This window comes from Bradyrhizobium sp. RD5-C2, from assembly GCF_019972155.1.
GTDB lineage: Bacteria > Pseudomonadota > Alphaproteobacteria > Rhizobiales > Xanthobacteraceae > Bradyrhizobium.
Genome location: NZ_BOVL01000020.1, coordinates 82,251 through 85,887, shown reverse-complemented (window position 1 = coordinate 85,887; position 3,637 = coordinate 82,251). Strand labels below are relative to the sequence as shown.

The following is a 3,637-nucleotide window of genomic DNA, read 5'->3' as shown; positions in this document are numbered from 1 at the left end:
AAATAGCCCAAAAGCCGCTTGCGGCTTGCGCGGAACAGCGGATTGTACACGGCGTCGAAGCGCACCAGCGTCGCATAGACCAGGACATCGGCCAGCGTTGGCCGTTCGCCGAGGCAAAATCGGCGGCCATCGCTCAGCCGGCCGTCGAGTTCATCGAGAAAGCCGAATAACTGATCCATCGCCGCGGTGTATGCGCCCTGATATCTCGCGCTGGCCACCGCGTAGACGCCGACCGACAGGTGGCGTGCGATCTCGCCGTTCAGGTCGTCGATTGTAGGTTTCAGCTCGGCAGGGCAGAGATCGAGACCGCGATCGCCGGTGATGGCGTTGAACGCGTCGTTCAGCATTCCTGCGATCTCGAGCGATTCATTGTTGACGATGCGGCGCGAGCGCCGATCCCACAGCACCGGAACGGTGACCTTGCCAGTATAGTTCGGTGCCGAAGCGCGATAGGCTTCGTGCAGATACCGGAAGCCATTGCCCGCATTGTCGATGGTCGACAGGGCGGTGTCCGCGAAGCGCCATCCGTCGGGGGTGTCCCAGTGCGGATGCAGGACCGAGACGCCGACGATCTCCCCCAACTGCTTGAGCGCGCGCACGATCAAGACGCGGTGCGAGAACGGGCAGGCCGGCGACACATAGAGGTGATAGCGCCCGAGTTCCGCACGGAAACCCGACGCGCTGTCGGCGCTGATGCGATCGCGAAAGCGACCGGCATGGATCATCTGCTGTGCCTTGAGTTCGGGCGTCGGCTCGATGTCGCCGCGCCAGACGCCGTTGATCATGAGCTTCATGGCATTCACCATCGGTCGTGGCGATCTCAACTCGCCGCCAGCTCGCGCGGCAGCCACAGCGATAGCCAGCCGCCGAGCGCCAACAACGCGACGTTGCAGCCGAGCGCGACCGTGAAGGCGTGCGCATAGTCGTCGGCCTGTGGATGCGGCCCGAGCAGGCTGTAGAAGACGCCGCCGATGATGGCGACGCCGAGCGCGGCGCCGATCTGGAAGGTCGAGATCATCATCCCCGATGCCAGCCCGGCATGGCGCGGATCGATGCTGCCGATCACGGCCTTGATGACCGACGGCATCACGGTGCCGAAGCCGAGCCCGCCGCAGATCAGGCCGAATTCAACGCTTTGCGGCAGCATGCCACTAACCGACAGCATCACGACACCGAAGCCGATGACCTGGAGCGCGAAGCCCAGCGTCAGCGCGCGCACGCCGAGCCATTGCATCACCAGCGACGACACCAGCGAACTCACGAAGAAGCCGGTGGCAAAGGGCAGGGTGGCGAGGCCGGCCGCCAGCGGTGAAAAATGCAGCCCGCTCTGCAGGTAGACCGCAAAGGTCAGGTAGAACGACGACAGCATGTAGAAGGCGAGCGCCATCACCAGCCCGATGACGAAATCGCTGTTGCGCAGCAGATGCAGCGCGACCAGCGGGTCGCCGCCGCGCCTTGCGAGGCGCGCCTCGAAGCGGACGAAGGCGGCGAGCATCAGCGGAGAGGCCAGCAGCATCGCGACGATCCAGGCCGGCCAGCCGGATTCCCGGCCCTCGATCAGCGGATAGACCAGGAATCCGAGCGTGAGCGACAACAGGATGACGCCGCCGATGTCGAGCCTTTGGGCATGCTCGGCACGCGAGTCGGTCAGGTACAGCAATCCGCCGATGAAGGCGGCGAGGCCGATCGGCACGTTGATAAGGAAGATCGCCTGCCAGGCCAGTCCGAACGGATGGGCCGAGACCAGGACTCCGCCGAGCACCTGGCCGCAGATGTTGGCGAGACCGAACGTCGCGCCGTAGAAGCCGAGCGCACGGCCCTGTTCGGCCGCCGGAAACAGCACGCGGATCGAGGCGAGCACCTGCGGCGCCATCACGGTCGCGGTGAGGCCCTGCAGGATCCGACCGGCGACCAGCACGTCCGGCGACCAGGCAACGCCGCATAGCACCGACGCGATCGTGAAGCCGGCGACGCCGGTCAGGAACATGCACCGGCGGCCGAGCAGGTCGCCGAGCCGGCCGCCCGTGATCAGGACGACCGCGTAGGTCGCGGCATAGGCCGAGATCACGAACTGCACCTGGCTCGGGGTAGCGCCGAGATTGTCGCGAATGGCGGGGAGCGCGAGGTTGACGACGTTGAAGTCGAGGATCGGGAGGAAGGCGCCGGTGAGCAGCACGGGCAGCGCCAGCCATCGCCGCGGGTCGACCGTTGCCGGCCTTGTGTCGTGCAGTTGCAACGTCTCGGTGGTCTCGCTTGTCACCTGCCGGCTCCTCCGCGTTGCCGGCGCGGCACACGAACTGCGCCGGCCGGTCGAACTTCCGGGAAGATGGCCTGTCCGTTTGTGATAAGGTATTCTCCAGTTCTGCGAACCGAGTTTGCAAAAATGAACAGCCCGCTTGATTGGAATGATCTCCGCCTTGTGCTCGCGGTCGCGCGGGAGGGCAGCCTCTCCGGAGCGGCGCGCAGACTGGGCGTCACGCATTCGACGGTGTTCCGCCGCTTGGGCACGATCGAAGCCGCGATCGGTACGCGGCTGTTCGAGCGCTTCCGCAATGGTTACGCGCCGACCCCGGCCGGCGAGACCGCGGCGGCGTCGGCGGCGCGGCTCGAGGACGAAGTGCTCGCACTCGAGCGCAGGCTGGCAGGACAGGACTTGAGGCCGTCAGGCCCGGTCCGGATCACGACGACCGATACACTCGGCGCGGTGCTGATGCGGCATCTGCCCGCGATGCGTGCTGCGCATCCGGAGATTCAGCCGGAAATCATCATCTCCAACGCGATGGCGAACCTGACCCGCCGCGAGGCCGAGATCGCAATTCGGCCGACGCCGGCACCGTCCGAGCTGCTGGTCGGGCGGCGCGTTGCCGATATTGCCCATGCAGTCTACGGATCGCGGGCCTACCTCGCCCGGCGTGATGGCAAGGATCTGTCGGCGCATGACTGGGTCGGGCTCGACGATGCGCTGGCGGCAACCGTGATCGCCGGCTGGATGCGCGAGAACCTGCGCTCGGCGCGTGTCGCTTGCCGCGTCGATGCACTTCCGGCGCTGCGCGATGCCGCGGCCGCGGGACTGGGGCTTGCGCTGCTGCCCTGCTATGTCGGCGATCTCTGGCCCGCGCTGCGCCGCCTGACGCCGAAGACGCTCGCCGAGCCGCGATCGGCGCTGTGGCTGTTGACGCATGACGATCTCAAGCGCACCGCGCGCATTCGCGCCACGCTCGATTTTCTGGCCAAGGCGCTCGCATCGGAGCGGGCGCTGTTCGAGGGAAAGCGGGCCGGCCGCGCGCGGCGATAGCCGGCAGGCGCGCGGCCGCTCACATCTCGAGAACTTCGGCCGGGATGGTCGGTACCGCGCGATCCGCAGGCAGACGATGGTGCTCGCGAAATGCGCTGACGATCGTCTTCAGTGTGGCGCGGGATCGCGTATCCGAGAGCGCGGACAGCAGCACGATCTCGGAGGGCGGAAGGGCAGGCAGGCCGAACCGCCGGCTGACCTCGATCGTTCCGGCAGGTGCAAGCCGGGAGGAGAACACCGACGTGGCAAGGCCGGCAGCGACCGCATCGGCGACCGCAAAGGATCCGCAGCCGAGGAAGCTTTCCGTCCACGGGATGCCAGCCGCCGCGAGCGCGCGGGTGG

At 67.0% G+C, this 3,637-nt stretch carries 3 protein-coding genes and 1 pseudogene; 1 reads left to right on the top strand and 3 read right to left on the bottom strand.

The window, feature by feature from the left end:
• Together BraRD5C2_RS25320 and BraRD5C2_RS25315 are read right to left on the bottom strand one after the other, a co-directional pair.
• Nucleotides 1–794: glutathione S-transferase C-terminal domain-containing protein (locus BraRD5C2_RS25320; protein ID WP_223972842.1), on the bottom strand; the 794-nt coding region annotated here is incomplete at its 3' end.
• Nucleotides 795–820: 26 nt separating this feature from the next.
• Nucleotides 821–2,260 carry an MFS transporter gene (locus tag BraRD5C2_RS25315; protein WP_223972834.1) on the bottom strand — a complete coding sequence of 480 codons (1,440 nt, stop codon included), beginning with the start codon at nt 2,258–2,260 and terminating at the stop codon, nt 821–823.
• A 123-nt stretch (nt 2,261–2,383) separates the two neighbouring features.
• Here BraRD5C2_RS25315 and BraRD5C2_RS25310 point away from each other — a divergent pair, with 123 nt between their 5' ends.
• On the top strand, nt 2,384–3,295 hold the full coding sequence (locus tag BraRD5C2_RS25310) for a LysR family transcriptional regulator (protein WP_223972832.1): 912 nt from the start codon (nt 2,384–2,386) through the stop codon (nt 3,293–3,295).
• 19 nt (nt 3,296–3,314) lie between these two features.
• On the opposite strand, the pseudogene BraRD5C2_RS25305 reads toward BraRD5C2_RS25310, so the two are convergent.
• A pseudogene (locus BraRD5C2_RS25305) lies at nt 3,315–3,637 on the bottom strand (LysR family transcriptional regulator); the annotation flags it as partial.

Bases quoted from the DNA above. Each gene is read 5' to 3' on its own strand.
- BraRD5C2_RS25310 (WP_223972832.1), top strand. From the start codon at position 2,384: ATGAACAGCCCGCTTGATTGGAATGATCTCCGCCTTGTGCTCGCGGTC.